At 69.2% G+C, this 3856-nt stretch carries 4 protein-coding genes and 4 pseudogenes; 5 read left to right on the top strand and 3 right to left on the bottom strand.

All coding sequences use genetic code 11. The annotated features are described in order from the left end of the window. Nucleotides 1–585, top strand: a pseudogene (locus IE312_RS36060) (PD40 domain-containing protein); the annotation flags it as partial. A gap of 300 nt (nt 586–885) precedes the next feature. On the opposite strand, the pseudogene IE312_RS36055 reads toward IE312_RS36060, so the two are convergent. Continuing rightward, a pseudogene (locus IE312_RS36055) lies at nt 886–1371 on the bottom strand (SAM-dependent methyltransferase); the annotation flags it as partial. On the opposite strand from IE312_RS36055, the gene IE312_RS43365 reads away from it, so the two are divergent. Together IE312_RS43365 and IE312_RS36050 are read left to right on the top strand one after the other, a co-directional pair. Further along, entirely contained in the window at nt 1334–1576 is a 243-nt protein-coding gene (locus IE312_RS43365; RefSeq protein ID WP_229900868.1) for a hypothetical protein, read from the top strand. The pseudogene IE312_RS36055 and the gene IE312_RS43365 sit on opposite strands and share 38 nt — an antisense overlap. A 174-nt stretch (nt 1577–1750) precedes the next feature. Beyond that, nucleotides 1751–1888: a hypothetical protein gene (locus IE312_RS36050; protein ID WP_189986545.1), complete on the top strand. Its 138-nt coding sequence runs from the start codon at nt 1751–1753 to the stop codon at nt 1886–1888. Between the two features lie 60 nt (nt 1889–1948). On the opposite strand, the gene IE312_RS36045 is transcribed toward IE312_RS36050, so the two are convergent. Beyond that, nucleotides 1949–2374, bottom strand: coding sequence for a DUF3592 domain-containing protein (locus IE312_RS36045; RefSeq protein ID WP_189986544.1), 426 nt, complete (start codon nt 2372–2374; stop codon nt 1949–1951). A gap of 155 nt (nt 2375–2529) precedes the next feature. Here IE312_RS36045 and IE312_RS36040 point away from each other — a divergent pair. Next, nucleotides 2530–2718: pseudogene (locus IE312_RS36040) on the top strand (hypothetical protein); the annotation flags it as partial. A 167-nt stretch (nt 2719–2885) separates the two neighbouring features. Here the strand turns inward: IE312_RS36040 and IE312_RS36035 are convergent. Then, nucleotides 2886–3347, bottom strand: a complete 462-nt coding sequence (locus IE312_RS36035) for a PDZ domain-containing protein (protein ID WP_189986543.1) — start codon at nt 3345–3347, stop codon at nt 2886–2888. Between the two features lie 196 nt (nt 3348–3543). Here IE312_RS36035 and IE312_RS36030 point away from each other — a divergent pair. Next, nucleotides 3544–3765 (top strand): annotated as a pseudogene (locus IE312_RS36030) (IS5/IS1182 family transposase); the annotation flags it as partial. Nucleotides 3766–3856: the final 91 nt, after the last annotated feature.

Here is a 3856-nt window from a genome sequence, read left to right as displayed (position 1 = left end):
GTTCCCGGTACGAAGGGCGCCTCCGACCCGGCGTGGTCCCCCGACGGCAAGCGCCTCGCCTACGCCAAACCGGTCGGCACGCAGCGTGAGATCTACGTGGCCGACATCGACGGCTCCCCGGCCACCCGCGTCACCCACACCGCGGGGGACGACCTCCACCCGACGTGGTCGCCGGACGGCAAGTACCTGGCCTTCAACCGCGCGGACGCGAGTGGACACAGCAGGCTGATCCGGATGCGGCTGTCCACCCTGGCTCAGACCGCGATCACCGCGTCCGGCTCCCACGACTGGGCCCCCGACTGGTCGCACGGCAACCGGATCGCCTTCAGCCGTGTCGACTCCTCGGGGTACGCCCGCCTCTACCTCGTCCGCCCCGACGGCACCGGCCCGCACCGCATCACCGCCGCCCGCCTCAACGACAAGAACCCCTCGTGGTCACCGGACGGCACACGCCTCGTCTTCACCAGGGGCGGCGCCGACGACGGGGATCCCGAACACCTCTTCCTGGTACGGGCCGACGGGACCGGACTGACCCAGCTCACCAAGTCCGACTCGCACGACCTGGAGGCGGACTGGCGCCCGTAGCGCGCACCTGTCCACGGCAGGCGCGGGTGCGGCGGCAGGGGTCGGCCCGTACGCCCCGCATCGGCGGCCGGCGCCCCGACGTGCCCCGGGGCGACGGCCGCGGGCCCCGTTGCGGCCGCGGGCCGCGGCCGGCGCTCGCGATGCCGCCGCGGCGCCTCCGTCCTCAGTTCTTCCGGGCGACGACGCTGACCGCGTGGCCCGCCTCCGCGGGCACGTCGGGCGTGGTGGGGTCGGGCCGCCACAGGCTGCCCTGACGAGCCCGGGCGGCACGGGACGCGGCCCGTCCAGGAAGGACCCGATGTGCTCGGCGGACCGCAGGTGGTAGGAGTTGGCCGACTGGCTGTTGTAGGCGACGATCGCCTCCTGCAGCTCCTCGCTGGTGTCGGTGCCGTCGCTTAGGGCCACGTAATTGCCCCCAGGCAGGGTCTCGACCAGCTCCCGCACCATCTGGCCAGGGTTCTCCGAGTCGGGGAACTGCCCGACGATGCCGAGCAGCATGAGCGCCACCGGCTGGTCGAAGTCCAGGACGGCGGCCGCCTCGGGGAGGATGCGTCCGGTGTCGCGGGCGTCCGCGTCGACGTAGGAGCACGCTCCTTCAGGCGTGCTGCGCAGCAGGGCCTCGGCGTGCCTGAGCACCATGGGGTCGTTGTCGACGTAGACGATCCGGCACTCCGGCGCCGTCCGCTGGGCCACTTCGTGGGTGTTGTCCGCGGTGGGCAGCCCTGCGCCGAGGTCCAGGAACTGCCGGATGCCGGCCTCGCCGATCGCCTCACCTGCGTTCGGCACCTCATGCGTCAACCAGGGCGGGCCCGCACCCAGCGGAACGACCGCCCACGGCACCGGCGCCGCCAACGGCGACCTCGCCGGACTGCCCATGGCCGATCCCTTCAACCACTGCGGCGGCGCCGAACTCAGTTTGGGCGGAGAAGTTGACTTGGCAGCCTCCTTGGTGGCGGAGAAGGCGGTGACTGAGCCGGAAGAAACGCCTTAGCCCAGTGCGGCGCGCCCCGGCTCCGGGGTCGGAGTCTGGCCCTTCGAAACGTCGGCACTGGGGTGAAGGCGTCGCGGATCGCGGCGAGGGCGCGAACGACGTCCAGAAGGTGGTACCGCCCGTACGTGTCTGCTGATCGCCCTCCAGCGATCCTGGGCGGATTCGACGCGCACGATGCTGCACAGTCTGCTGCTCGCATGCCGGACCGCGGGGACCAGACGTCGCTGTCTGGACATGCTGCGCGCGTTCCACACGTTCGTACGCCTGCGCTACGCGACCGAGATCCGCGCCCTGTACGGCACGGTCACGTGAGTTTTGTGCACCGGTGCCCGCTTCCCCGGGGACCGTGGGTTCGCGAGGAACCCTGGGGGGTCAACGTGTGATCGTCAGGACAAGGAGGGCCACTGACGTGGCTACTGTGAGGATGGTCCCCACTCCGGCGAATACCAGGTAGATGATCTTGGATTCCCAGCCTCGGATCTCGAAACGGCGGGGGTTGTCCGGGTCGTACAGGACCGTGACGACGTTACCGATGCCGAAGCCCGGAAGAACTGTTCCTCGGCCGAACATGGAGGGGTACGTGCACTCGTGCCCGCCACGGGTCGTCCAGGTTACGACCGGGTAGTGGTACTTGGCTCCGTCGTCGTCCCGCCTGGTGTCGTGACGCACGACTCGCCCCACCGCCGTGATTCCGCTGCGGCGAAGCGCGCTCGCGCGGCGGAGTCCGAACACGCCAACGCACAGAGAGCTCACTCCGATCAGCAACGGTATGAGGAAGAAGAGCCATTCGGGTTTCATATGGTCTCCGACGTCTGAGTGACCTCATTGGTTGCTGCGGGAGGTGTCCCCGCCTCCTGCCGCTGGTGAGCATGCGCATGCCCGTTGCCGCAGATCAGTGCGGCGCTACATGCCTTTGCCGGAACGCGTCCGGTCCGCCGGCGTGATGGGTGACCCCGCTGGACGGCCTGCTGCTGGACATCCACGGGTGGCGGACCGAGGAAGTCGACGAGGGTGTCGCCCTGTCCACCGAACTCGGACGGTGCCCCGGCGGCCACGCCCTGTATGACCCGCGCCCCGGCGAACCCCGCACGCCCGGCCCGGGTGTGAGCTGCCGCTTCTACTACTCCGGCGACACACCCTGACCACAGGCCGACCACGGCACCGGCCGCCCCGACCACAGAACCGACCACGGCAGGTCAGGAGTCGGTGATGTGGTCGAAGCCGCACAGTATCGGCGTCAGCTCCTGAGTGCACCCGCGAAGCGTGCACAGTTGCGTCCCCGAGGCGAGGCACAGGGAGGAACCGGTTGTCAGTCCTTGAGCTTGTACTCGCAGGGCTTCGGGGACTTGCCGTCCTGGTTGTCAGCGACCTGCTTGCCGTCGACCTTGATGGTGCACGGGGCTGGCTTGAGCATCCCGTCCCGGCCCTTGACCGAGCCGGGCACCACCGACACCGTGACGCCGACCTTCAGCTCGGCGCCCTCCAGCTGCATGGTCTCGGTCTTGGTCCACGGCAGCGTTACCTGTTCGAAGTGGTTGCTGTTCCCGTTCCACATGACCTGGGCCGCGCCCGTGCCGCCCACCTCGAAGACCACCCGATGCGAAGCACCCTTCTTCCCTGAGGACGAGCCCTTCGCCTCGCTGCTCGCCGAGGCGCTCGGTGAGGCCTCGCTCGCCTTGGCCGGGCTGTCGTCCTTCTTGTCGCTGCCGCACCCGGTCACCAGGAGCGCCGCCGCGAGCAGGCCGGTGGTGAGGGTTGCCGTCTTGCGCATGTGCGTATTTCCCCGTTGCTGAAGATCAGTACTGGTTCGGTAAAGACCGTAGATCATGCCGCCGCGCGGGTGGATACCGCCTGGGGGAGGCGGGGCCTAGAACAGGGCCAGGAGCCCATGTAGGGCCGGGGCACTTCCTCGTGCAGGTCCTTGATGGCGTCGCCTTCTCCGGCACGAGCCAGACGTACCCCCGACGTCCTTCCCGGAGCGGATCGACCAGATCAACGGCCGCATCAGACGAGGTGAGAGCCGGTGCGGGCTCAACCGCGCGGCCTACCGCCGCCGCAACGTCGTCGAACGCTGCTTCAACGGGCTCAAGCACAACAAGGCCCTGGCCATCCGCTACGACGAACGCGCCCGCCACTACGAAGCCCTGGCCCTGGCCCCTCCCGCCTGCCTACGACTCTGGCTGCCCTGACTTGGCGGACACGGCCTAGTAGTGCTTCGTTACATTGGGTGATCTCGCCTGGTGGTGGGCATCTTGCCGGTATGAGGTTGGGGGAGGTGGA

Origin of the sequence: Streptomyces capoamus, from assembly GCF_014654935.1 — a bacterium.
Classification (GTDB): Bacteria; Actinomycetota; Actinomycetes; order Streptomycetales; family Streptomycetaceae; genus Streptomyces; species Streptomyces capoamus.
This window is presented reverse-complemented; position numbering and strand designations above follow the sequence as displayed.